At 59.2% G+C, this 24,489-nt stretch carries 18 protein-coding genes; 1 reads left to right on the top strand and 17 read right to left on the bottom strand.

The annotated features are described in order from the left end of the window. Positions 1-31 precede the first annotated feature (31 nt). The 7 genes from GX444_03055 to GX444_03085 form a co-directional block, all read right to left on the bottom strand. A complete protein-coding gene (locus GX444_03055; GenBank protein NLH47563.1) occupies positions 32-1,213 on the bottom strand; it encodes a phosphoglycerate kinase in 1,182 nt (393 codons plus the stop codon). Next, positions 1,194-2,255: an aldehyde dehydrogenase gene (locus GX444_03060; protein NLH47564.1), complete on the bottom strand. Its 1,062-nt coding sequence runs from the start codon at positions 2,253-2,255 to the stop codon at positions 1,194-1,196. Before GX444_03060 ends, GX444_03055 begins: the two co-directional genes overlap by 20 nt. Positions 2,256-2,381: 126 nt before the next feature. Next, positions 2,382-3,497 (bottom strand): WD40 repeat domain-containing protein, encoded by a 1,116-nt coding sequence (locus GX444_03065; protein NLH47565.1) that lies wholly within the window; start codon positions 3,495-3,497, stop codon positions 2,382-2,384. A gap of 140 nt (positions 3,498-3,637) precedes the next feature. Next, positions 3,638-8,239, bottom strand: coding sequence for a PAS domain S-box protein (locus tag GX444_03070; GenBank protein ID NLH47566.1), 4,602 nt, complete (start codon positions 8,237-8,239; stop codon positions 3,638-3,640). A gap of 483 nt (positions 8,240-8,722) precedes the next feature. Continuing rightward, positions 8,723-10,024, bottom strand: a complete 1,302-nt coding sequence (locus GX444_03075; GenBank protein ID NLH47567.1) for a hypothetical protein — start codon at positions 10,022-10,024, stop codon at positions 8,723-8,725. A 42-nt stretch (positions 10,025-10,066) separates the two neighbouring features. Next, on the bottom strand, positions 10,067-12,556 hold the full coding sequence (locus GX444_03080; GenBank protein ID NLH47568.1) for a hypothetical protein: 2,490 nt from the start codon (positions 12,554-12,556) through the stop codon (positions 10,067-10,069). A gap of 39 nt (positions 12,557-12,595) precedes the next feature. Beyond that, complete coding sequence (locus tag GX444_03085) at positions 12,596-14,716, bottom strand: glycoside hydrolase family 2 (GenBank protein ID NLH47569.1); 2,121 nt, start codon at positions 14,714-14,716, stop codon at positions 12,596-12,598. A gap of 350 nt (positions 14,717-15,066) precedes the next feature. On the opposite strand from GX444_03085, the gene GX444_03090 reads away from it, so the two are divergent. Then, complete coding sequence (locus tag GX444_03090) at positions 15,067-15,831, top strand: hypothetical protein (GenBank protein ID NLH47570.1); 765 nt, start codon at positions 15,067-15,069, stop codon at positions 15,829-15,831. A 7-nt stretch (positions 15,832-15,838) separates the two neighbouring features. Here the strand turns inward: GX444_03090 and GX444_03095 are convergent, their stop codons facing one another. The 10 genes from GX444_03095 to flhA form a co-directional block, all read right to left on the bottom strand. Beyond that, positions 15,839-16,138, bottom strand: a complete 300-nt coding sequence (locus GX444_03095) for a hypothetical protein (GenBank protein ID NLH47571.1) — start codon at positions 16,136-16,138, stop codon at positions 15,839-15,841. Further along, positions 16,135-17,181 (bottom strand): flagellar hook-length control protein FliK, encoded by a 1,047-nt coding sequence (locus GX444_03100; GenBank protein NLH47572.1) that lies wholly within the window; start codon positions 17,179-17,181, stop codon positions 16,135-16,137. The genes GX444_03095 and GX444_03100 overlap by 4 nt, the downstream gene beginning before the upstream one ends. A 99-nt stretch (positions 17,182-17,280) precedes the next feature. Then, positions 17,281-17,601 (bottom strand): hypothetical protein, encoded by a 321-nt coding sequence (locus GX444_03105; GenBank protein NLH47573.1) that lies wholly within the window; start codon positions 17,599-17,601, stop codon positions 17,281-17,283. 268 nt (positions 17,602-17,869) lie between these two features. Further along, positions 17,870-18,526: an HAD-IB family hydrolase gene (locus GX444_03110; protein NLH47574.1), complete on the bottom strand. Its 657-nt coding sequence runs from the start codon at positions 18,524-18,526 to the stop codon at positions 17,870-17,872. 43 nt (positions 18,527-18,569) lie between these two features. Beyond that, on the bottom strand, positions 18,570-19,976 hold the full coding sequence (locus GX444_03115; GenBank protein NLH47575.1) for a sulfatase: 1,407 nt from the start codon (positions 19,974-19,976) through the stop codon (positions 18,570-18,572). A gap of 45 nt (positions 19,977-20,021) precedes the next feature. After that, positions 20,022-20,813 (bottom strand): FliA/WhiG family RNA polymerase sigma factor, encoded by a 792-nt coding sequence (locus tag GX444_03120; protein ID NLH47576.1) that lies wholly within the window; start codon positions 20,811-20,813, stop codon positions 20,022-20,024. Beyond that, positions 20,801-20,947, bottom strand: a complete 147-nt coding sequence (locus GX444_03125) for a hypothetical protein (GenBank protein ID NLH47577.1) — start codon at positions 20,945-20,947, stop codon at positions 20,801-20,803. The genes GX444_03120 and GX444_03125 overlap by 13 nt, the downstream gene beginning before the upstream one ends. A 63-nt stretch (positions 20,948-21,010) precedes the next feature. Beyond that, positions 21,011-21,898, bottom strand: a complete 888-nt coding sequence (locus GX444_03130; GenBank protein ID NLH47578.1) for a MinD/ParA family protein — start codon at positions 21,896-21,898, stop codon at positions 21,011-21,013. A gap of 20 nt (positions 21,899-21,918) precedes the next feature. Continuing rightward, positions 21,919-23,157 (bottom strand): flagellar biosynthesis protein FlhF, encoded by a 1,239-nt coding sequence (flhF, locus tag GX444_03135; protein NLH47579.1) that lies wholly within the window; start codon positions 23,155-23,157, stop codon positions 21,919-21,921. Positions 23,158-23,160: 3 nt separating this feature from the next. Beyond that, on the bottom strand, positions 23,161-24,489 hold a 1,329-nt coding region (flhA, locus tag GX444_03140; protein ID NLH47580.1), incomplete at its 5' end, for an EscV/YscV/HrcV family type III secretion system export apparatus protein.

The following is a 24,489-nucleotide window of genomic DNA, read 5'->3' on the forward strand; positions in this document are numbered from 1 at the left end:
GGGCGAATGAATGAATCATCGCCGGGTGATGTTACGCTTCGAGCGCCACGATGCCGGGCAGTTTCTTGCCTTCCAGCAATTCGAGGCTGGCGCCGCCGCCGGTGGAGATGTGGCTGATCTTCTCGGCTACGCCGGCTTTCTTGACCGCGCTGACCGAATCGCCGCCGCCGACCACCGAAACCGCGTTGCTTTCCGCGATGGCCTCGGCGACCGCAAACGTTCCGGCCGCGAACTGTTTGTTTTCGAAAACGCCCATCGGGCCGTTCCAGACAATCGTCTTGGCCAGGCGCAACGCGGCGCCGAAGAGGCGGATCGTCTCCGGGCCGATATCCAAACCCATCATGTCGGCCGGGAAATTGGCGTTGGTGACGATGCGCACGGCCGCTTCCGGAGTGTTCTCGGCGGCCACCAGGTGATCGAGCGGCAGGAGGATTTTCACGCCGCGTTTTTCAGCCCGGTCCAGCACTTCGCGGCAGTAATCGACACGCCCGCCTTCGAGCAGGCTCTTGCCGATCTCGTAACCCTTCGCTTTGAGGAAGGTATAGGCCATGCCGCCGCCGATGATCAGGCCGTCAACCTTGTCCAGCAGGTTTTCCACGACGCCGATCTTGTCGCTGACTTTCGCGCCGCCCAGCACGGCCCAGAAGGGGCGGTTCGGGTCGGCCAGCGCTTCTTGGAGGTAGCGCAATTCCTTGCGCATCAAGAGCCCGGCGCCCTTTTCCTTGACCATCCGCGGCAACGCATCGATCGTGGCGTGAGCACGGTGACAGGAGCCGAAGGCGTCATTGATGTAAACGTCGGTGATTTCGGCCAATTTGGCGGCGAATTCCGGGTCGTTTTCGGTTTCGCGCGGGTCGAAGCGCACGTTTTCCAGCAACAGCACTTCGCCTTCTTTCAACTGATTGGCAACCACTTTCACGCCGTCCGAAATCACGTCCGGCGCCATGATGACCTTGCGGTCGATCAACTCGGCCAGCCGCTCGGCCACCGGCAACAACGAGGAGCCCTCTTCGCGCTTGCCCTTGGGACGGCCCAAGTGGCTGGCGATGATCAACCGGCCGCCCTTGCGAAGAATTTGGCGGATCGTCGGTAACACGGCTTGAATGCGCGTATCGTCGGTGATTTTGCCTTCTTTGATCGGCACATTGAGGTCCGCCCGCAAAAAGACCCGTTTGCCTTCGAACTCGAATTCGTCAACGTATTTGATTGCCATGTTCCTCTTCCTTTTCCAGTGTGATCATGAACTTGAGCAGGTCAACCAGACGGGCGGCATAACCCGTCTCGTTGTCGTACCACAGCATTATCTTTGCCAGATGTCCAGGTTCGCCGTTGAGGTCGACGACCATTGTTCGCAAGGTGTCCATCGTCGCGCTGGCCGTCGAACCGTTGAAATCCATGGATACGACCGGATCGACGTTCAGGTCTAAAATACCGCGCAACTCGCCCGTGGCATAGCGACCCATTAAATCATTAATCTCTTTCGCGCCGGTTGTCTTGTCCAAGACCACATTTAAATCGGCCAGACTGACGTTCGGCGTCGGGACGCGAACCGATAAACCCTGCAAGCGCCCTTCCAGGCCCGGCAGCACCAGACCGATCGCCTCGGTCGCGCCGGTAGTGGTAGGCACCATATTGACCGCCGCCGCGCGGGACCGGCCGAGATCCTCGTGCGGGCTGTCCACCAGCCGTTGATCGCGGGTATAGCTGTGAATGGTGGTGACCAGCCCTCCCCGGACGCCGAAATGCCGGTCCAGAATCATTAGAACCGGCGCCAGGCAATGGGTCGTGCAACTCGCATTGGACAGGCAATGATCGCTCGCCGGCCGGTAATCCGCGTGATTCACTCCCAGGACAAAGGCTTTGATTCGATTGCGATCTTCACGGCACGGATTGGCCGAAAGCACAACTTTTTCGGCCCCGGCCGCGCGATGCGCCTCCAGGTCGGCGCGGCGGGTCAACCGGCCGGTCGCTTCCACCACTGCCCAGATACCCAGGCGGTCCCAATGGAGATCCCGGGGTTGTGAAACATTGAAAACCGGGATTTCACGGTCGTTGACGACGATCCGGTCGATTTCGGCGCGAACCTTGCCCGGGAAACGGCCATGGACGGAATCGTATTTAAGCAGATGTGCCAGGCAGGCCGGAGAGGCCAGATCGTTGATCGCGGCGATTTGAAAGGCGTTTTCTTTTTCCGCCTGGCGGAAAAACGCACGCCCGATTCGGCCGAAGCCGTTAATGGCGATTTTCACGGTCATCATCACCTGGACCGGTCCCTGCCGGTCGCTGCCTTGCGCGGATCATAACCGGACTCGTGTCCGTGTCAACCAGGCAAGGGACAGCCCAGGCTTTTTCCAGGTTCTTGGAATGACTTGGAACTTCTTTCAGTTTTGCGGAACGCCCCAAATCCGGACGATCGTGTCGCCGCCCGTCGACTCATAAAGCCCGCCGCCCGTGGCGACCAACCGCCCGTCGGGAGAAAGGTCGACCGCCCAGACCGGCGAAGTGTGGCCGGTAAGTTGCGCCAGGACCGCCCCGCTTTGCGCGTCGAACAAATCAACGGGAAAAATTTCGCCGGTGGCGACAAGCACATCGTTGCCCAGCGACCAGGCAATTCCGCGGGTCCAGGAATCGCCGTGTTTCATCCGCAAAGTCTCGGTGTAGGTGGAGGTGTTCCAAAGCCGGAGATAACTGTCCTGCCCCGCCGCGGCCAGCAATTGACCATCGTTTGACCAGGCCAGACCGTTGATGTCGTTCCGCGCGGTTGTGTCGGCCCGGATTTCCGCCAGTTGTTCCCAATTGGCCGTATTCCATAAAACGATGGCGTAATTGATGCCTCCCGAGGCCAACGTCGCGCCGTCGGGCGAGAAGCGCAGGGAAATGATTTCGGTGGAAAGGCCGCCCGTGGTGTTGGATGCGAATTCGTCGGTAAAGGACCCGGACTCCACGTCGAAAAGGCTGATCCAGCCGTCGATCCGTCCCACCGCGATCGTGTCGCCATCCAGCGACCAGGCCACCGCGTAAGCGGCGGATTCCTCGAGTGTCAAATTCTGGTTGAGCGCCGCCGAGGCGATGTCCCAAAGATAAAAATTGCCGTCGAGATCGACGGAGGCCAATCGCGCCCCGTCGGGCGACCAGGAAACGCCCCAGACGCTGCCGGTATGCCCGGTCAGAACCGTGGCGGTCCAGGCGATCGCGTCCCAGACGCGAATGTCGCGATCCGCGCCGGCCGTCGCCAGATAGGCGCCATCGGGCGACCAGCCGAGGGTATAGATACCTCCGGTATGACCGCTTAGTTCCTGCAGCAATTGAACCTGCGACGCGTTGTCGGCGTCGATTACCGCATAGGCTTCACCGTTGTCGTCGTTGTCGTCGTTGTCGTCGTCGGTTTCGTTATCGTTTGAATCATCGTTGTCGTCATCGTCGCCGCAACTGGTGAAAAATAAGGAAGTGGACAGCAATAAAGTCAGAATAAATGCCGCGAAAAGCCGTTTATTCATAAACGTTCGCCTTTCTGTAGTTCGCTATCGGGGCATTGATTTATCGAGCGGGATTTGACTTTTTCAGAATATCTCGCGATTAGAGAAGTTGCAAACGAGCCACCGGTCGATCCCGCCTGAGAGTGAAGGGATGTTATTTCCTATCCTTCGAGAACCTCGCGGATTTTTCGCAAGAGATGATCGGCGGTGAACGGCTTGGGGATGTAGTTCGTTCCTTTCTCGATCACTCCGTGATGGGCAATGGCGTTTTCCGTGTAACCGGACATGAAAAGCACGCGCAGATCGGCCCGGACGGCTTGCGCCGCCTCGAATAGTTGCCTACCGTTCAATTTCGGCATGACGACGTCGGTCAGCAACAGATCGATCTGCTGATGGTCCTGCCGGATCAACGCTCGCGCTTCCTCGGGATCTTTCCGGGAAATGACCTGATAGCCCTGCTGCGACAGTACGCGTTCGGCCAGATTGCGCACGGTGTCTTCGTCCTCGACCAACAGAATGGTTTCATGCCCGCGCGGCGGCAATTCCGCCGCCGGCTTTTTACTCAACGGATCCAAATCGCCTTCGACTTTGGGCAGGTAAATCTTGAATGAGGAACCGATCCCCGGTTCCGAATAAACGTTAATGAAACCGCCGTTTTGTTTGACGATGCCGTAAACCATCGAGAGGCCCAGCCCGGTGCCCTTGCCCTTTTCCTTGGTGGTGAAAAACGGCTCGAACAGATGTTCCATCACGTTCGGCGTCATCCCCGTGCCGTTGTCGCTGACCACGAGTTGGATGTACCGGCCCGGCTTGACCTCCAGATGGTCGCGGGCATATTCCTCGTCGATCATGACGTCATTCGTCTCGATGGTCAGTACCCCGCCGTTCGGCATCGCGTCGCGCGCGTTTACCGCCAGATTGACCAATACCTGATCGATTTGTTGCGGATCGATTTTGATCGGCGCCAATTCCGAATCCGGATTGAACCTGGAAACAATGTCCTCGCCGATCAGCCGTTGCAACATTTTCATCGATTCCGTCAGCAGTTCATTCAGATCAATGATTTTCGGGACGATGACTTGCCGGCGGCTGAAAGCAAGCAATTGGGCCGTCAGCGAAACCGCTTTGTCGGCCGCTGATTTGACCTCCACCAAATCCGATCGGACGGGGTCATCCTCCTCCATTCCGGCCAGGATGATGTCGGTAAAACCGGTTATTCCCGTCAACAAATTATTGAAATCATGGGCGATGCCGCCGGCCAGGCGGCCGACCGCTTCCATTTTCTGCGCCTGCCGCAGTTGCTCCTCGCTTTGCCGAAGCTTGTCCCGCGTCCGCCAATCGCGCAGGGAAAAGCCGAGGTATTCGGCCAGGCGCCGGATGTCCTCCTGGTCTTCATCGGTATAATCCCGCTTCGCATCGGCCAGAAAGATCTGCCCCAACAGGTGGTCCTCGACGATCGCCGGCACGGCGAGAAAGTTGCGCGGCGGGCGGCTCGCCGGGGATTCCTCACCGCCGGGGAGCAGCGCCGGCGCGTTGGAATAAAAAGCCTTTTGTCGCGTGGGAGAATAACCGGTCAAACCACCGGCCTCCGAGTCCTTTTTCCAGGGAAACGTCAGCGGTGATTTCCAGTCGGTAAGCGAGGTGATCCGATCCGGCGCTGTGGCCAGGGCGATCCCGATGCTTGCATTGTTTTTCGGATCGATGGCGGAAACGAATCCGAATTCGCTTTCGGTAAGCCGGCAGGCTTGGCGCAAAATTTGCGGAACGATTCGTTCGAGGGGCGCCTCGGAAGCGAGCATTTGCGCGGACAGTTCGGCCAGTGCGGCATCCACGGCGGAGCGGCGCCGCAGTTCGTTCTCGGCCTTTTTACGGGCGGTGATGTCCTGAATAATCGTGCCGAAACGCCCTCGGCTGGCTTGAAACACCCCGACGATCAACTCGCGTCGCCAGATCTCCGAGAAAAATTCGATGGTCGCGGGTTCGCCGGTTCGGGCCACCCGGATCAGGTTGTTGAAAAACGGCGATTGCCGCGCGGCAGGGAACACTTCCGTGATCCGCCGGCCCGACAGTTCCGACAATTGCCGGCCCGAATAATCCGCGAACGTCGCGTTCGCTTCGAGCCAGATGAAATCGATCGGCTCGCCGTGCTCGTCCCAAACCGCCTCGTAAATCGCCACGCCGTTGGTCGCGTTCTCGAACAAGCTGCGGAAACGCTGCTCGCTTTCGCGCAGCGATTGAAGCAAGCGCTCTCTTTCCGTCAGCGCGCGCGCCAACCGGATATTGCCGTGACTCAAATTGGCGACCAGCCCGGCGAGCTTGGCGTAGAACGACATAATGGTTTCGACCGTCGTCCGCCGCAGGCGCGGCACCCGGTCCAGTGCGGCGAGAAATTCCTCTTCGTTGAAACCGTATTCCGCGGCTTGCCGGCGAAACGCCTCCCGATCGACGATTTCATCGTCGAAGAAAAACTGCCCGAAAAAGATGTTGCCGACGTGCTTCCCCTGAACGACGATGGGTGTCGCCAGATCCCACATGCCGTTTTTGCACCGATAAAGCCGGAATTCGCCGGCCGGAACGCCCTGCGAGAGAATGGTATCGCTCTCCGTGCAATTAATGCAGGTTTGCGGGTGAATGCGGAAAAACCTGGTGCAGATATCCTGCCACCCGCGCGCCACCAGAATATTGCCTTCCAGATCGAGAATCGCCACCAGAAAATTCGTGGCGTGAAAAAAGTCCTCCAACAGGGATTGAACCGATTCGCTGTCAATGATGTCCGAAAGGGTCAGGTCGCCCAGATCGCCTTCGGGTTCGAGAATGGCTTTCAACTTCCGGCGCACGGCGGTTTCGCTGTCGCGTAAAGCTTGCCGCGCGGCGCGTTCGGCGCTCTGGTCGCGAAAAACCAGCACTACGCCGGTCAACCCACCGTCCGCCCCGCGGATGGGTGCGCCACTGTCGGCGATCGGGCATTCCGCCCCGTTTTTCGCCACCAGGACGGCGTGATTGGCCAGGGCGACGGTCTTACCGTGCGCCAGGACCAAGCGCACCGGACTGTCCATGGTCTCGCGCGTTTCCTCGTGAATCAGGCGAAAAACTTCCTCCACCGGCTTGCCGATCGCTTCCGTGCGCGTCCAACCGGACAGGGTTTCAGCGATCGGATTCAGCGTTTCAACCCGCCCCTCGGCATCGGTGACGATGACTCCGTCGCCGACGCTCATCAAGGTAATGCGATGGCGCTCCTCGCTCTGATGCAACGCCTCGGCCGCCTCGTATTTTTCCCAGAACGCGCGAATCCGTTGGCGGCGCCAGACCAGACCGACGCCGGAGCCCATCGCCAACAGCAAAATTCCGACCAGCAGCACCACGATCCAGAGTTGTTCGCGTAGCGGCGCGAATACCTCGGCCTTGTCGATGCGCGCCACCAGGTACCAGGGAGTGCTTGGAACCGCCATCACGGCGGCAATGACCGGCATCCCCCGATAATCCGTCCCTTCGACGACGCCGCTCTTGCCCCGCACCGCCATCACGGCAGGTACGGCCGTCTCGGTCAATGGGATCCGCCGGCGCAACGCGGCGTCCGGATCGAATTTCAAAGTGTTTAAAAACAAGACGTCGGGACCATCCTGGCGAACCAGCAAGGTTTCGGCGCTTTGACTTTCCGTCGGCCAGCGTTGAATGAAGGGAAAGAGGTAGATGCTCGGATCGATCCACAAAGCCAACGCGCCCATGGGCTGACCGGGCTTCAATTCGTCAAAAAGCGGCACTAGAACCGTCAAATGAATCGGCTGTCGCAAGCTGTCCCGGTGAAAATCCAGGATTTCAATCTGCTCCGATTGGAGGACATTCAAAACGCCTTTTTGCAATTCGGAGCATACCGGGTCCTTGCTGGGCGGGGTTGAAATTAGCACCTCGCCCTGCCGATCCAGCAGGAAGATCCGCGTATAGGAATAGGCGGCGCCGACCTGGGTGAGCCACTTCATCATTTGCTGCATCGCCGCCCGGTCGGATGAATCCGTTAAAACACGCCGGGCAATGGCCGCAAACGCCTCGTTTCGGTAGAAAATGGCGCCGTCGGCCAGGCGGTCCTGATACCAATTCGTCAATTCGGCGGTTTTCAATTCGGCGATCGCCGTCAGGCGGAGTTCCACTTCGTGGCGAAAACGCTTTTCGTAGTTTTGATAATAAATATATCCGGTGGAAATGATGCCGATCCCGAGCAAAGCCACGGCCGCCAACAGCCGATACCCCGTCCGGGCGGCTTCGGGGTCATCCAATTCGATGATCGGCCAGATCCGGCGCGCTGATAAAACCGAAAGCCCCAAGCCAAGCAGGGCAAGTGACAAGGCACCGGCCATGGATGGAGGGAAAAGTCGCCCTTCATATACCTGGGGATAGCCGAAAAGATAGGCCAGAAAAAACGCGCTGCCGATCAACATTACCAGGCAGGATAACCCGAAGGCGAGAATGACGAATTTTGGTTTCGCCCCTGACCGCCAGGAAAATAACGAAAGAGCTAGCCCGAAAATCGTAAAACAAACGGCGGTGATCGCCGACATGCCACCGATCAGCACGGTGTCGCCGTTTTGTACCGTCCTGATGCTCATATGCCCGATGCCCAAATCGATATTCAACCAGGTCGCCGTCAGCAAAAAAGCAAAAAACAACGCACCCGACAATCCGGATGATCGGACGTACCATTGGGTCCAGGCGTTGTCCGGACGATGGGCCAGGGAAAAAAGGCCGATCCCGTAAAGAACCAGCAACACCCCCGTTTCCGGAGCGTGCGGAATCAGCTTAGAGTCAATGGAAGCCGACAGAGAAAAGCCGGAGAACCATCCGATCAGGACCAAACAGCCGAGAAGCGCTGTCAGGATTCCAAATATCTCCGCCGAACGATAACCTATTCGGCCTTCGCTTTTTTTTTCAATTCCCATCTGGCGCCTTCCTAGGATATTTTTTTGCTGGTGAAGAAGTCAGCTATCGATAATGAGCCATCCGAATTTACGCTATTTTCAATCGAAAAAAGCCCCCTCACCGGGAACAATAAGCTATCCCGGCATGGGAATCTTCCGCTTGTGATTTTCAATAAAAAAACCGGTTGTCGGTTGCCATTTTTATCCGAGAGCTATCACAACACGGCAAACGCACGACTGTCAAATGGGATAATAATAAGTTGTCTTGAGCGCTTCGCCCTTCGGCCTCGCGGGGGCGGCCGTCGGACGATTAACGGATCGTTTACCACGAGACGACTAGTTTGACCCGACCGCCTTTGAGTCGTCCCAAACGTCGAACAGGAACCAGAAAATCGGCCGGCCGGCATATCCGGAAAGCTCGACGAATCCGACGCCGTTCACCGGTTCGTCCTGGTTTTTACCCGTGACGCGCGACAGCCCTTCCCAATAGTTCCAGAAAATGTTCGGCACTTCCTGATCGGGCATCACGGAGGTGATCGTGACGTCGGTGCCGTAACCGGGGATTTCAAACCGCCAATTTTGCGGATACGTCGCGCCGGTCGTCGGGCTGGTCCAGGAACCAAGCGGCGTGACGATCACCTCGTCCTGCGACAAGATCGTTTGATCGCCGTCGGGGTCGACGTAGGTTCCCAGCGCCATATCGACCGCCGCCGGGTTGTGTTCCTCGCTGCGGAAGATGAAAAACATGATTTCCGCGCCGTCGTCCAGCCGCATCGAAAACCAATCCCACCCGACCAGCACGAAGGGCACGAAGTTGCCCCATTGATGGTCCATCCAGGCTTCGCCGGCCACTGCGAGCGGCGCCCCGTCCTTGAACAGCGTCCCGGCCACGTCCAACCGCGGCCGTGAATAGTAAAACGAATCGGTCGTCCGCGAACTCATCCGCACCGAACCGTTGCCGCCGTGAAAGATCGGCCCCTTGAGGTCGGTCAGGATCATCTCGATGTCGTATTCGTCCGCCGAAAACGCGATCTCGTAATTGCTGTCGTCCCAGCGATCGACCGTGGCCGTCCGGCTGATCAGGTGCAACTCACCGGGCGTTTCGTCGGCGTCATGATAGTCGAGCCAGGCTTCCTCGCGGTGCACGCCGCCCTGCAGGTCGATGATCGCCGTATTGATCGACCAGATCGGCAACCCGATCAGGGAGGTGCCGTAGAAAAAGGTGATCTCGAAACCGTACACGTTGCCGTCCTCGCCCGTCAGGTTGCCGGTCCAATACCACCATTCGACGATGGAAAGATGCGGGGTCTCGTCGATCGGCAGATCGACCAGCGTATCGAGGCATTCGCCGAAATTGCAGTATTGCATCCGCGGGCAGGCGGCGAGCGTCACCCATTGATTGCCGGCGCATTCTTCGGGCACGTCCCCTTCCCCGCAGCGCCGCTCTCCCTCGACGCACACCAGGGGCGGCGTGCTGTCGTCGTCGTTGTCGTCGTCGTCGGTCGACGAGCCGGCATCGTCGTCGGTCCCGCCGGCGGCATCGTCGTCATCGCAATGACAGTCGTTTTGTTCGCAACCGACGGTGAAAAGAGGGAAAAGGCAGAAGAGAAAGAGGACGACCCACCCAGTGCGTTTCATCGTTGTGACACCTCGTCCGACCGGATCGAGGCCCACGACGAATCAGCAGCCGCAACCCGAGTCATCGACATTGTTTTCCTCGTCGTCCGTGGCGGCCCGATCGCTATCGTCGTTGTCGTCGTCGTCATCATCGTCATCAACGGCGTCGTCGTCCGTTGCCGCCGACACGGTCACCGCCAGATCCCGCCACGCCCAGCCGTTCGCGCCGCGCACGGTAAGCAGCGCATGATATACGCCGGGATGGGTCGGGGTCCAGACCACTTCCCTTTCTCGTACCGAGGCCCCGGGCAAGCCGAAAATCGCGGGCGAACCGTCGGGAGAGGGCGAGTACGACCACGCTTCGCCCTGTCGGGCGGTCATCGTTTCCGGGTCCACGATGACCGGAGCGACAAAGCCGAACGGGACGAGATCGCCGCGCGCGACCCGGCTTTTGAACAAAGCCGTAACCAGCACACTGAGTTGATAGCGGTCCTTCGAACCGGCCAGCAGATAATGATCGGCCATTTGGCTTGCCGCGTCGGCCGGTTCGCCCGCGTAGCGATTTCCAGCCATGGTCAAGGTGGATAAAAGAGCATAGCCCTCGTGAAAAAGGCGATCGGCCGGGAACATCAAATCATCCACCAACAACGGATCCAAGCCGCTGTGATGCAGTTCGTCCCGCGCGACCGCCAGGCGAGCCGCGACGTTCAGCAGCGCGCCGCCCGCCGCGAGGATTGGATCGACGTCGCCTGCCTCCATCACCGCGACGAAGCGATCCATCCAAGCTTCCATCAGCGGATAGATCGGCTCGTCCCAGATGGACACGCCGGCAAAACCGTACCAGGTTTGCGCCTGGTTCAACGCCAGATCCCGATCGCTCGCCGCATCGGCTTCCAAACGGGCGTTTCTCCGCAAAGCGGCTTCCGGATCGTACGCCGCCGGGTCGCGCAGATATTCCGCATAGGTGCCCAGCATCAGCCGATCCGCCGAGCCGAGGATCATCGGATTGGCCACGATGCCGGTCACCGCCCCGACCAGATCGGCGGCGCGGTTGTGATAGGGAGCCAGATAAACCCTGCCCCAGAAGCCGTCGCCGCCGTCGGTGGCATGCATATTTTCCCAGATCGCGGGCTTGCGGCCGGTCAACGCGGTGACCTCGGCCAGGTCGGCCGCGCTCAGGGTCGGGCTGGACGTGCCGGTGCCGGTCCACATGACGACGATGTCGGGATCGAGATCGGCCAGTACCGCCAGGTATTCGGCGCCGCCCGGCCAATCGTTCTGCCGGGACGTGGAATAGACCGTCGGCACAAACCAGAGGGAAATCTCCTCGCCGGCTTGACTCGAAAGTCGATCCTTGAGCCAATTGGCCAGTTGCACGTGTTCCGCCGCCAACGCGCCGTCGATCGGCCGCGCCAGGTCGCCCTCGATATCGTCGAACAGCAGCGTGAAATGGCGCACGCCGCCCGCGGCGAATTCCGCCAACTTGGCAAGGAGAATTTCCGGGTCGTCACTTTCCATGTCCAGGTCTTTTCCCGGGCTGATGCCGTAGGAGAAAGTCACGCCGACCATGGCGCCCAGTTGATTGAGCTCGAAAAAACGAGCCATCGCGCCGGAATCGTAGGATTCGCGCCAGTTGTCGCGATGCAACGGATCGTTTTTCGGCGCGTAGATATACAGCCCGAGGCCGAGACGGGAAAGAAAGCGCAGCATGGCCCGGCGTTCATCGTGCGACCAGGGCCGGCCGTAAAAGCCCTCGACCACCCCGCTATCGGCCAACCGCGGCGCCGAACGCGCCTCGATCGGCAGATACCACGGCTCGCCGGTATCGCCGTCCTCGGCCACCGGAACCGCCGCCAGATAGCCCGACGTCGCCGGTTTCGGAATTCGTTCGGCCAACGAGATCACATCGCGATCGACGAGATTAGCGTCATCGGGAGTCTGCCCATCCGTTTGGACATAGTGGATTTCGAGGTGATGCACACTGTCCCCGACGGGTGTCCAGTGCAGCCGATAATCGTCTCCGAGGTCCTCCAGAGTAGGCTGGTCGATCTCCGGCTCTTCCGTCGCCGGCGCGCCAAACACCTGAAATTCAGTGAGCACGGCCGGGCCGGGATCGATCAAGGAAAGCCGGACACAATATCCTCGCACCGGTTCATCCAACACCAATTCCGCCTGCCCGTTCGGCCACTCGACGCTTTCCCGTTCGGGACCGCCGCAATAGTCGTAAATCGTCAAGGCGACCGGACCCACGGGCGCTTTTTCCCAATCCGCCGTCAGGCGTTCCAACAATGGGGCCCGGCGGCTGACGGGCGCAAAGTCGATCCAAAGCGTCTGCCGGCCGTCCGGCGCCGGTTTCCAGCCGGTTTCCGGATCGCCATCGCGGATCGTGGCCGGCGCATCCTCGGTTTCCCGCGGCCAGAGCAGAAAAAAGGTGTCGCGCGTGTCCGAGGCGGTCAGCCGCGCATAGGGCATGAGGTCGAACGGTTCGGCCGAAACCGTCGAAACCGCCGGCCAGAAAGCCAGCCAGGCGAACACCAGCCAAATTTTACGCATGAAAAACCCTTTCGGCGTTCACCGGCCGCGATTGCTCCGTTACCAGCCGCAGCCGCCGACCGAATCGTCGTCATCGTCGGCAGCCGCTTGATCGTCATTGTCGTTGTCGTCGTCGGCCGCATCGTCGTCGGCCGCATCGTCGTCGGTCGTGTCGTCGTCGACCGGTTCCTCTTCATCCACATAATCGTCGGGAACGGGACCCAGGCCGCCGAACTCGTAGTACACGCGATAGGCCTCCCGCAGCACTTCCGCCGCCGGCTTCCAGGTCGTTCGATCCATGTGGATGATCCCCATGGATTGCAGATACGGCGCAATGAATTCCGGCAAGCCGTTTTTCGTGAACCAGTTGAAGACACAGAACCACGTTACCGCGGCGAGGCGGCCGTTCGGGCGGACGTTGCCCTGCGGATCGAGCGCCGCGGTTTCGGTGAACGCCTGCCAGGTGCCGCCGAACAGATCCACTTGTTCCTGCGCATTGCTGTCGTCGGCCTCGGACCAGGCCCCGTACTCGGTGGAAACGATCGGCAGCTCCGGTTTTTCCTGGGCGTGCTGCAGAATGAACTCCTTGGTTTCGGCGTACTGATCGTCGCCGTAGAAAACACCGTAATAAGTCGTCCAGCCCGCAACGTCGAGCGGTTCCTCCGTCGACAGGCTCAGGCGCCAGTTCTGGGCGGCCGGCGACTGGGTCAGCATCCGTCCGTCGTCGAGGTGAGTGTGGAAGTCGTCGGCGATTCGCTGGTTGTAAGCCGTGTTGGCGTAGGCGAAAACGAACGGGCACTCGTTCGATAGGCTCCAGAGGATGATTGAAGGACGGTTCGCGCCCGCCAGCGCCATTTCCCGGAACATCTGATCGGCGATGCGTCGTTCGTCCTGCCGGCTCCAATTCCAACTGAAAAACCAATAAACCGGAATTTCTTCCATCACCGCCAGGCCGAGGCGATCGGCCAGCACGTAAGTATAAGGGTGATTCGGATAATGCCCGGTGCGCAGGAACAATACGTTCAACTCGCGGATGAGCTGCAAGTCGTCGCGAATTTTCTCCCACGTCGCGCTTCGGCCGCTGTCCGGCCAATCCTCGTGGCGGGCGATGCCCGGCAAAAACGCCACGCGCCCGTTGAGCCGCAACTGGCCGTTTTCGCGCGTGACGGTGCGTACGCCGAACTGGTTGTAATGCACGTCGATGAAGCTTCCGGCGCGCGCCGTCGTTTCCATCACATAGAGGAAGGGGCCCTTCGGCGTCCACCGCAATGGCGCGACGATCCGCACGGAAAATTTCGCCACCCCCAAACCGCCTGCCGGAACCTGCACGGTGGCGGCATCCTCGCCTTCCAGGTAGGCGGGCTTGCCGATGATCGCGGCCGGATGCGGGTCGTTCAGATAGCCCGGCGCCGTCGGATCGACGTGATAGGGTTGCAGGCTCACCGTCACGCTTTGCGCGGCCGCGGTCTTGTTTTCGACGACCACTTTGACATCCAGCGTGCCGTTGTAGTCGCGCGGAATGATGTCGGCACGCACCACTTGGAGCGGCGGCGCGCTTTCCAGGTAGAGATCCTGGATGATGCCCGTGTAATCCCACCAGTCCATCGCGATCCACGCCGGCACTGCGTCCTGCCGGATGCCGGGGAACGGTTTATCGATCCGCACGGCGATGAAGTTTTCGGCGCCGTAGTCGAGGTAGGCCGAGACATCGAAGGCGAACGGCGTATAGCCGCCCTCGTGAACGCCGACGTACTGGCCGTTGATCCACAAATCGAAAATATAGTTGGCGCCGAGGCTGATCAACCGATTGATGTTGCCCTGCCAGGTTTCCGGAACGAAGACCGAGCGGCGATACCAGACGCCGCCGTGGAACGGCTCGGGAGGGTTCGACTCATCGCCCGGCATGTAGCTTTCGACCATCGGCAGCTTTTTACCAAGCCAGGCCGAATCGTCGTAACCCGGCAGATGCCGGCCGTCGCCTTCGGCCTCGATCGCCTGTAAAGTCTCGCCGTTTCGAGCGGCGAAGGACAAATCATGATTCAGCGTCAGGCGTTCCTTTTTCCAGTAGCCGCCGAGGTTGATCGTCGGATGATCCTGAAGCTCGAAATCCGGAACCGGACTGCCCCATTGCAACGCCACCGGTGCGCCGTTGATCTGGACCCATTCCAGGGTTGCTTTCAAGCTGCCGACCTCACCGGCCCAACCTGAAATGGGCGATAAAAAAATGAAAATCGACCAGGCGATACCACAGAAGAACAAGAATGGGTGAGCCGCATTTCGAAAATGTCGGAAAAATTTTTTCATGATTTTCCCCTCGACTTGAAAGAGCGGGTAAATGGGCCGGTCGGCGATTGTCCGGCTACCGTCATTGCACTATCGACAAGGTACCGAAGCCGATCCGCTGCGTCAAGAAATATGGCACTGAGTGCAATATTTTTTAAATTGAGACCCTCCTTCAATAAATAAACCCATTTTCGATAAGCATTTTACCGGTTTTTATCAATTCCGCCGCTGGACTCCGCGATCACTTGTTGGCCGAAAAATTGGGAAATATTCATTTACCGCTTATGAAAATCAACATTCGTTCCGATGAAAAATTTAGAATGCAACAAGATAAATTTGACCGAATCATTGAAGATAGTGAAGCGCAGTTCGCGTTAGAGCGGGCGATACGCGAAAGAGCGATCATCCGGCTGTTCATTCATCCGACCATCGCCCCACTGCGCGGGAATTTCGTCGGATTTCTGCACGACCAACTGTTGATCGACAATTTGGAGCCGAAAAAGCGGATTCGCGAACTGACCAAGGATTTGCAGATCGAAGCTCATTTCTGGCTGGATCGCCTGGGATATTGCACCTTCCCAACCCGATTTCTCGGCAAGGTCGGCACGGCGGAACAATATCTGGTCCAGAGCATGAAGTCGATTCGGGTGATACAGCGCCGTGACGCCCTCCGGGTCATTCCGGCCAAGACCTTGCCCGCCGTCTGCCTCAGCCTGAACGGCAAACCCTGTGAAGAAAAAACCATCGTCGAAAACGTGAGCATCACCGGGCTTTGCCTGAGTTTCGTCAAATCGCCCGCCATTCGCGTCGGGGCCATCCTGCCGAAAATCCAGTTGCTGCTGAATCAAGAGGACTACATCACCCTGCACGCCACCGTGCGCGCCAAGTATCATGGAGCGGGAGGGCGTTATTTTCTCGGCCTGGAATGGCTGAACGTCGACGCCGTGCAATTGAAAATGATTCAGAGCTATGTTCTGGGATGTCAAAGGCGCGAACTGCAGAATCGGTTGTAACGGCCGGTCAAATCTTTCCCAACACTTCTTTTTCCCGTTGATTCAAGCGGTAAATAAAGGCCAGCACCTCGGCAACCGCCTGGTACAGCGCGGGAGGAATGGCGGTATCGACCGGCAGCTTGGCCAGGGCGGCGGCCAGGTCGGGGTCTTCGCGGAGCGGCACGCCGGCGGCGATCGCCCGCTCGATGATTTTTTCGGCGACGACGCCCAATCCCTTGGCGGTCAGGCGCGGGGCCTGATCTTTTTCGGGATCGTAGCGGATCGCCGCCGCGACTTTCCGTTTGGTTTTTTCCGTTTCCTTGCTCATGCCTTGACGCTCAGCAATTTCTTCTCGCCGCCGGTGAAAAACAATTCTTCCGCCGTGGGCACGGGTTGCAGATCGAGGCCGACCCGGACCGCCAGATTCGGCTCCAGTCCGGCCTTGCTTAAATCCGCCTGCAGTTCCGGCAAGGCTTCTTCGACCAAAGCCGCGGTTTTTTCCCGCTCGGCATAGATGCCGACCTGCACCTGCTTTTTCAATACAGTGATCTGCGCGCGGATTTCTCCCAGTTGCGACAGGCGCAAGCGAATCAAGGCGGTGCTGACTTCCGGGTCGCGGGGCGCGGCGTCCTTTCCGCCCTCCCCCTGCTTTTTATAGATCCACAACTCTGTCGGCTGGGGCTCGCCCTGGAAAACGAAGGGAATTTGCAGGTGCACCGGCAAACCGCGCGATTCGAACAAGGCGTTCAACCCGCGAAACAAGGCGATCTGCTCTTTCAGTCCGCCGACCAACTGGGTCAGCTTTTCGGTGTCCTCGGGCGCCAGATTTTGGTTTTCGCGCAACAGATTCAGGTAATCGTCCTTGGACGCCGAGAGAATTTTGTCCAGCAGGCCGGGCAGGTTTTTGCCGAGAAATTCGCGGATGCGCTCGCCCATTTTCAGCGGCGCGAGCCCCATCGTCACCGCCAGCATTTGCAGTTTCTCGGCCAATCCGGTGTCGGCCTGAAACAGATCGCCGAGCATCTGGGAGAGCCGCGAATACAGCTCGGCCAAGCCGGTTTTGGCGCCGGCGAAACCGTCCAGCAGCGAGCCGGTCAGCAATTGAACGAGGGCCTGATTTCGATCCGCCAAACCCGGCAGACGCACCCGCAGCAAACGCATCAAGGATTCTTCCTGGGACGTATCTTCCGTGGCGACCCGTTGCAAGATGAAATTCCGCCCGTCTTGATTGACCTGGACCTCGATGCGCCCGCCGATCGGAAATTCGCCGTTGGCCTGGGCGGTCACCGCCGCGCCTTTGATCTCCAGCATGACCTTGCCGCCGCCGAAATTTTCGAGCACCAGCACCGACAACCGCTGACCCGGCGTCAAGGTTTGCAGAACATCATGGCGACGAGGAATAAAGGACAAGCCGGGCCGGATAACCGACCCTGCCTTGGAGGTTGGTTTGAGACTGACTTTTTCCGGCATTTAAATGGTCAGGTTAATATGCTTATACCCGCCGGAGCGAGCCGCGGACATCTTCTCGTCTCCCTCGGCCGGTTCCAGCTCGGATTCGTTTCCGGAAGCGCGTTTGCGGGGTTTTTGGCGGCGTTCCTCGCCCTTCTTCCGTTCCCGGACTTTTTCTTCTTCCTGAGTGGTCGAAACCGTGGTGCGGCGCAGGTTTTCGTCCCGCAAGGCTTGCGCCTCCGCCTGCTTTTGATGGAGGTCGACCTGCATTTGCTGGACGTTGGCCACGCGATCCACGATGGCGCTAGCGGCGATGGAATTGACTAAGCCGACGGGACTCATTTTCCACCAACTCCTTTCCGACCTTCACCCTCTCCCGCGACCGATCGCCCGCGACCACAACCCTGTTGACATCCATTTTCAGATTCGCTTCTCGCGAATCTTATACCCCTATTTCAGTTATCGGTGTTTTCAGAAGGATTAATTAGCGCTTTCCGAAAAAAATCAGCCTCGATTTAATCTTTTTTTATTGAATTTTTCAACACTCAACCCAACAAGAATTGCAAATCGAAATATCCGGCGAAAAACCGGCGGTGCGGATCACCGCTGTTTATTCTTCCGCCAAAATCGGCCAACCGCGCCGGAGAGCTTCCGCGCGCAACGGCCGCGACGGACGGATGACCACCGGATGGCCGACCGATTCCAACAGCGGCAGGTCGGAATGATGGTCGGCATAGGCAAACGAGGCGCGCAGGTCGATTCCCTCTTCGTGTGCCAGCGATTCGGCCGCGGTTTTCTTGTGCTTTCCTAAAAACAGCGGCCCGACCGAACGGCCGGTCAGGAAACCGGCATCATCCTCCGCCAGGCGGGAACAGATCACGCGATTAAAGTCGAGTTCGCGGCCGAACCATTCGACATAGTAATCGACCGACGCCGAAAGAAGCACCAGGTAATGACCCGCCCGGCGATGCTCCTCGATTTTCGCCAGAATGATCGGCGAAAGATAAGGCTTCAGGTATTTCTCACAGTATTCCTGGGCGCCGGCCGTGAACTCCGCCAACCGCCGGCCTTTATAAAAACGCAGGCACAATTCGGAAATGGCTTCCATCGAGAGCCAATCGCGACGGTAAAGTTGTCCCGCGACGGCCACTTTCAAAAGGTAGCCCGCCGATATTTCGCGCCTTTCCCATAAATACCGGAAGCCGATCGAGGCGCTGTCGACGCGCAAGAGAGTTTTATCGAAATCGAAGAAGGCGGCGATTTTCATGATCTTGCCGATACCCCGTCGACAAGGCTGATTTCGGGTGAAATCAATTCACGTAACCCAACGAACGCAACCGCTTGGAAAGCTGATCGTTCATCTTCACTTGATTTTCGGTTTTCAATCGCCGGCGCAGATCATTCAGCCGGACATTGGTTTGCGCGATTTCTCGCTCCATCCGTTCGGTCGCCTGGGTTTGCGCGGCGGATAAATCGTCTTGCTCCCGGGGATCCCGGCGCAGATCGTACAACGCCGTGAATTTCTCGGTGGGATTCACAAAATGATGATATTTGAGCTGATCGGCGGCAATCGACACCGTCCAGTTGCCGCGGGTCTGTTCCCGGCCTTGCGGCTGGCCCATGCGCGTTTCGGCCAGCAAGCGACGGTCCGGCAGCGCTTCTCCTTTGACGATGGCGCTGGCCAGGCTGATGCCGTTGTTCTCCGGCAGCGACTTTTTCGCGGCGACCAGTTCCAGAATCGTATTGGGCAAGTCGACCAGACTAACCGGCGGCGCGAACCGCGACGCTTTGCTTTTCAACCAGGGGATCCGCATGATCAGCGGCACGTGAATCGTTTCCTGCCAGCACTGGACCAGGTGCGCGCGGCCGCCGTGCTCGAGAAACTCCTCGCCGTGATCGGAGGTCAGGACCACCAGCGTATTCTCGCGCAGACCCATCTGATCCAGTTCCGCGAGAAACGCGCCGATCGCCTCGTCGGTCGCGCGGATTTCGCCGTCGTACAGCGCCACGATGTGCCGCAAGTCGCGCGGATCCATTCCCGGAACCATGTCCGTCCGTTCGCGAATGTTGAAGCCGTCCACGGTTCCCGAATAATCCGGGTCGAACAAATCCACGTATTTTTTCGCCGGATTGTAGGGATGATGCGGATCCCAATAATGCAGGAAAAGGAAAAACGGCCCTTTTTTCAAGCTCCGCAAATACTGCAAACCGCGACGCGTCACCTCGCCCGCCGTCGACGCGTTCGGGTCATCCAGGCCGTCGATCAATTCCGTGTCGTAAACGTCGAACCCCTGCTGGAAGTTGTACATCGTGTCCAGGAAAGGAGCGCAAACCACGCCGCCGGTCCGATAACCGCTGTCTTTCAAGACTTCCGCCAAGGTCACCGCGCCCAAGGGCAATGACTTGTTGACCAGGTCCGCGCCGTGGCCGCGCGGGTACAGGCCGGTGAAAATCGAGGCATGGCTGGGCAAGGTCCAGGGAGAACTGGCATAAGCCTGTTCGAAAACCACGCCTTCCGCCGCCAACCGATCGACGGCCGGCGTCGTCGGCGGCTGGTAACCGTAGCAGCCGACGTGATCGGCGCGCAAGGTATCGACGCTGATCAGCACGACGTTGCGATAGGAAGAATCGGCTAACGGGTTGCAGCCGGCGAGCCAGAAAACAGCGGTTGTCAGCGTGGTGAGAAACCGGATCAACTTGACGAGGTAAGTGCTCATGGGATGGGAAAGATCTTCCTTGTCGGAAGTTGACTAGTGAACCCGTTACAGCAGATCATCGGCGTCATTCTGCAAAACCCGGCGCAGCTTGGTCTTCAGGTGAATGACCGCTTTGTTGTGAATCTGGCTGACCCGGCTTTCGGTGATGCCGAGCACCAGGCCGATTTCCTTCATCGTCAATTCGTCGAAATAGTACATGGAGATGACGAAGCGCTCGTTTTTCGGCAGGTCGTCGATGGCCTGCGCGAGGAAATCGCGGACGTCTTGCAGGTTGAGCAGGCTGATCAGGTTTTCGGAGTGCGGTTCCTTGAAGTATTCGAGCGCGTTGCGGCGCTGGCCGGAATTGGAGGTATAGCCCAGGTCCTCGAAGGAAATCAGGCTGACGCCGCTGGCCTTGCCGAGCAGTTCCTGGAACTCCTTCAGCGGGACGCCCATTTCCTTGGCCAGCTCGTCGTCGGTCGCCGGCCGCTTGTTGCGGTTTTCCAGCTCTTCCATGGCCTTTTGCATCGCGTGAAGCTTCTGGCGAATGGAACGCGGCACCCAATCGAGGCTGCGCAATTCGTCGAGGATCGCGCCGCGGATGCGGAATTCGGCATAGGTTTCGAATTTGATGTCGCGTGACGGATCGAATTTATCGATGGCGTCGATCAGGCCGAGGATGCCGGTGTTGATCAGATCGCCCAGTTCGATTTGCGGGGGCAGGCGGCGGATGATGCGGCTGGCGACCAGTTTCACCAGGGGCATGTAGTGGTGAATCAGCCGATCGCGCATACGGATGCGTTCGGTCGCCGGAGCGTCCTTGTATTCGCGGATGTCGACTTCGGTTACTTCAGCCATAATTTTTCGTACGCCAGCCCACCGATGAATCCCGCCACGCCGAACCCGGCCGTCGCCAGCGCGGTTCGCTCAATCACCGCCCATAGCGGCAAACCATGCACCGCTCCGGTGACCAGCGTGAGCAGGCAAGCCAATAAGGATATTCCCGCGATAAACTTTTTTGTCGCCGTACGCATCTAGCTTTTCGAGTTCTTGCCTTACCCGGCCCGGAGTACATGCCGCCAGAGAAACTGAATGTTCCCCTTCGGCGACTTCGGGATTTCCATTTCTAACATGTTTTGGGCCAGCTTGGCAAAGGTCTTTGCGGCGGGCGAATTGGGGAAAGCATCCAGAATCGGCGTCTGTTTTTGGACGGCCTTGGTGAGGTTGGGATCATGCGGCACCCAACCGAGAAAATCGATGGAAATATCCAAAAACCGGTTCGCGACCTTGGCCAAATGACGGTAAACATCCAGGCCCTGCTTTTCGTCACGCACCATGTTGACCAACAAATGAAAGCGCTTTTCTTGGTAGCGGGTCGACAACACCTTCATCAGCGCGTAGGCGTCGGTCATGCTGGTCGGTTCCGGAGTGACGACCACCACGATCTGCTGGGCCACCACGTTGAAGTACATGACGTTCGGCCCGATCCCCGCCCCGGTATCCAGGATCATCACGTCCAGGTCGATTTCCCAGTTTTCGAACTGGGCCACCAGATCCAACCGCTCGCTCTCCGTCAGTTCCGGGACCTCGTCGACGCCGCTCGAAGCCGGCAGAATCAGCAGGCCCCCCGGCCCCTCGACGATCACATCTTGAATCCGCTTTTCACCGGTCAGCACATGTTGGATCGTGTACTGCGGTTTCAAGCCCAGGACCACGTCGATATTGGCCAGCCCCAGATCGGTATCGAAGATCAGCACCTTCCGCTGCAGGCGGGACAGAGCGATCCCCAGGTTCGCGGCGACGTTGGTCTTGCCCACGCCGCCCTTGCCCGAGGTGATCGAAATCACGCGCACCGGCCGGCCTTCCACCGCCGGCACCCGCTCGTCCACGGCTTTCTCCCGATGTTCCTGAGCCTTTTTTCGCAGCAGTTCGGCTTGATCCACCTGTACAGTGCCTTTCGTCCTCAGACTTGCGCGGCCACGTCCAGCAACAGATCCGCGACCCGCTCGGGCGTCGCTTCCTCGATATCGTCCGGCACGTTCTGTCCGACCGTGAAGTACGAACAGGGAATGCGCGTCTGTTGCATCAGGTTGTACAGATTACCAAAATTATTGGCTTCGTCCAACTTGGAAACGATCAGGCTGGCGATGGGCAGGGCGCTATAGCGATCGACGATGTCCCGCAGGTCCTCCGCGGCGGTCGTGGCGGCCAGGATCAGGTGCACATCCATGGCGATGCCGGTCTGGTGGAATTTGACCAGCTCGCCCATCATCCGCATGTCCTTCGGGCTGGCGCCCGCGGTGTCGATGAACAGCGTGTCCTTGTCGGCGTGCTTGAGCGCGGCTTGCGCCAGATCGGCGTCGCTCATGCAGACTTCCACCGGGACGTTCAAAATGCGGGCGTAGGTGCGAAGCTGATCCACCGCGGAGATTCGAAACGTATCGACTGTCAGCAGGGCGACCGAGCGGTTCATCTCGAACACCTGGCGCGCGGCCAGTTTGGCGATCGTGGTGGTTTTGCCGACGCCGGTCGGCCCGATGATCATGTGGATCTGCTGATCGCGGCCGGGGGCGAAAGGGGTGGCCGTGCGGATGTGATCCATCACGGCGGCGGCGAGATATTCCAGGCCGTAGACGTCCGGGGCCAGCGACCGGCTTGAAAGTTGGCGGCTGGTCAGTTCGATCAATTCCTTGGCATAGACCGGGGCGATCCCGGCCTTGAGCAACCGCTCGTAACCGGCGCTCAGCGCCCCTTCAAAAGCCAATTCGGGCGGCACGGAACCGCCGTTGGCGTCGTCGAGCAGCGCTTGCAGGTGATCGAGGCCTTTGGCGAAATTTTCCAGCCGCACGGCGATGTTTTCCGGGTTCAGATTCCGCTGGATTTCCTCCAACCGGCCCGAAAGCGCGGTCAATTCGGCGATCAGCCGGCTCAAATTGGCTTCCTGGGAAAGCGCCGGCCTGCCGCCTCCGGTAAACGGCAGCGCCTTGGCGCCGGCCTCGACCGGCCGACTCTCCGTTGCCGCCAATTCGGCGGCCGCGGCCGGTTGCGCGGTATCTTTGGAGGCGGTAACTTCGAGAGCCGCGCGGCCGTTTTTACCCTTGATGGTTCGAATCGACATGATGACCGCGTCGGGGCCCATTTCGCTTTTGACCGCCAGGATGGCTTCGCGAATGTGACCGACCGTGAACTTCCGAATTTGCATGGCTTACACCCCCAGCACGCCGAGCGAATAGATCTTGGCCTTGGGATCGATCTCGTTGTGCGACAACACCGTCACGCCCGGAACGAACTTGTCGATGAAGCGTTTGAAATGGCCGCGAATCAGCGGCGAGGTCAACAGAATCGGCCGCGCCCCGACCTCGTTGAACCGCTCGAACGATTTCTCGACCGCGGAAATGATCCGCTGGGCCAATTCGGGGTTCAGGGCCAGGTAGGAGCCTTGCTCGGTGTGATTGACGGCGTCGGACAGCGACTGTTCCAGGCGGCTGTCGAAGGTCATCAAGGTCATCGACCCGTCCTCGTTGATGTACTGCGACGTGATGGCGCGGCCCAGCGACTGGCGGGCGTACTCGGTCAGCACGTCCGGATCCCGGGTCAGGTGCCCGTAATCGGCCAGCGTCTCCACGATCGTCAGCAAGTCGCGAATGGAAACCTCCTCGCGCAACAGATTCTTCAGCACCTTCTGCACCACACCCAGAGCTAGCAAGTTTGGGACCAACTCATCGACGACTTTCGAATAATTCTTCTTGAGGTTCTCCAGCAGGTGCGACACCTCCTGCCGACCGAGCAACTCATAGCTGTGAACCCTAAAGATTTCCGATAGATGCGTGGTGATGACCGTCGACAAATCGACCACCGTGTAACCGGCGAATTGCGCCTGCTCGCGATCGCGTTTGCGAATCCACACCGCCGGCAGGCCGAAAGCCGGTTCGACCGTCGGAATTCCGTCGATCGGCTTGTCAACGGTACCGGGGTCCATGGCCAGGAGCCGGTCGGGCATCAGGTCGCCGGAACCGACCTCGATTCCCTTGATCAGAATCCGGTATTGGCCGGGTTTGAGCTGCAAATTGTCGCGAATGTGGATCGGCGGCACGATCACGCCCATGCGCTGGGCGTATTGCTTGCGGATCGCCCGGATCTTGTCGAGCAATTCGCCGCCGGCGTCGGTATCGACCAGATTGATCAATCCGTATCCGACCTCGAGCTCGATCAAGTCCATGGAGAGGACTTCCTCCAGGGTTTCCGGTTGCACGGACGGTTCCGCCATCGCCGGCGGCGCTTCCTCAATGGCTTTTTTCGCCGCCTGGGTCTGCAAGCCCAGCAACAGCACCGCTCCCGACAACAGGCTGAACGGCAGGAAGGGCATTCCCGGGACGAAGGCGAAGAAAGCCAGGATGCCCGAGGCGATGAACAGGACCTTGGCCCGGCCGATCAACTGCCCGCCGATGTCGCCCGCCAGGTCGGCGCTGCCGCTGGCCCGGGTGACGATGATGCCGGCGCCGGTGGAGACAATCAGGGCCGGGATCTGGGTGAC

This window comes from Myxococcales bacterium, from assembly GCA_012517325.1.
Lineage (GTDB): Bacteria > Lernaellota > Lernaellaia > Lernaellales > Lernaellaceae > JAAYVF01.

What these genes read in the sequence shown, in the direction of transcription:
- GX444_03115 (NLH47575.1), bottom strand. Translation starts at nt 19,976, where the DNA reads ATGAGCACTTACCTCGTCAAGTTGATCCGGTTTCTCACCACGCTGACA.
- GX444_03105 (NLH47573.1), bottom strand. Translation starts at nt 17,601, where the DNA reads ATGAGTCCCGTCGGCTTAGTCAATTCCATCGCCGCTAGCGCCATCGTG.
- GX444_03120 (NLH47576.1), bottom strand. Translation starts at nt 20,813, where the DNA reads ATGGCTGAAGTAACCGAAGTCGACATCCGCGAATACAAGGACGCTCCG.
- GX444_03075 (NLH47567.1), bottom strand. Translation starts at nt 10,024, where the DNA reads ATGAAACGCACTGGGTGGGTCGTCCTCTTTCTCTTCTGCCTTTTCCCT.
- flhF (NLH47579.1), bottom strand. Translation starts at nt 23,157, where the DNA reads ATGCAAATTCGGAAGTTCACGGTCGGTCACATTCGCGAAGCCATCCTG.
- GX444_03080 (NLH47568.1), bottom strand. Translation starts at nt 12,556, where the DNA reads ATGCGTAAAATTTGGCTGGTGTTCGCCTGGCTGGCTTTCTGGCCGGCG.
- GX444_03110 (NLH47574.1), bottom strand. Translation starts at nt 18,526, where the DNA reads ATGAAAATCGCCGCCTTCTTCGATTTCGATAAAACTCTCTTGCGCGTC.
- GX444_03055 (NLH47563.1), bottom strand. Translation starts at nt 1,213, where the DNA reads ATGGCAATCAAATACGTTGACGAATTCGAGTTCGAAGGCAAACGGGTC.
- GX444_03095 (NLH47571.1), bottom strand. Translation starts at nt 16,138, where the DNA reads ATGAGCAAGGAAACGGAAAAAACCAAACGGAAAGTCGCGGCGGCGATC.
- GX444_03065 (NLH47565.1), bottom strand. Translation starts at nt 3,497, where the DNA reads ATGAATAAACGGCTTTTCGCGGCATTTATTCTGACTTTATTGCTGTCC.
- GX444_03060 (NLH47564.1), bottom strand. Translation starts at nt 2,255, where the DNA reads ATGACCGTGAAAATCGCCATTAACGGCTTCGGCCGAATCGGGCGTGCG.